The organism is Solirhodobacter olei, from assembly GCF_004010155.1.
Lineage (GTDB): Bacteria > Pseudomonadota > Alphaproteobacteria > Rhodobacterales > Rhodobacteraceae > Solirhodobacter > Solirhodobacter olei.
This window is the reverse complement of sequence record NZ_RRYH01000118.1, coordinates 1-325: the sequence shown is the minus strand read 5'-3', so window position 1 is coordinate 325 and position 325 is coordinate 1. Positions and strand designations below refer to the sequence as shown.

The 325-nt window shown below is 68.0% G+C and carries 1 protein-coding gene; it reads left to right on the top strand.

Annotation, left to right across the window (positions count from 1 at the left end; genetic code table 11):
* Positions 1–306 (top strand): hypothetical protein (locus tag EIP85_RS22975; RefSeq protein WP_164871883.1); only part of this gene is annotated, 306 nt, incomplete at its 5' end.
* Positions 307–325: the final 19 nt, after the last annotated feature.

Here is a 325-nt window from a genome sequence, read left to right as displayed (position 1 = left end):
GCCAACAACCGTGTCGGCGACTGGACCCGCACCAATTCCGCAACCACCCCGACCGTGCGGACCTTCACCGGTGCGAACCATACCGGCCTGGCCCTGTCGCTCGGGATCGGGATGTCCTATCAGCTGACAGCGCCCGGCGCCCACCCGATCATCCTCGAGCTCAGCTATCGCTACTACCGCTTCGGCTCCGCCACGGGCGGCAGCACGGCCGACAAGGGCAATTCAGTGCCCGTCGAGCCGCTGACCTTCCGGAACAACGCCGGGGTGCTGTCCGTAGGGCTGCGGATACCGTTCAACCGCCTTTGACGCAGGCGCCCCGGGCCCG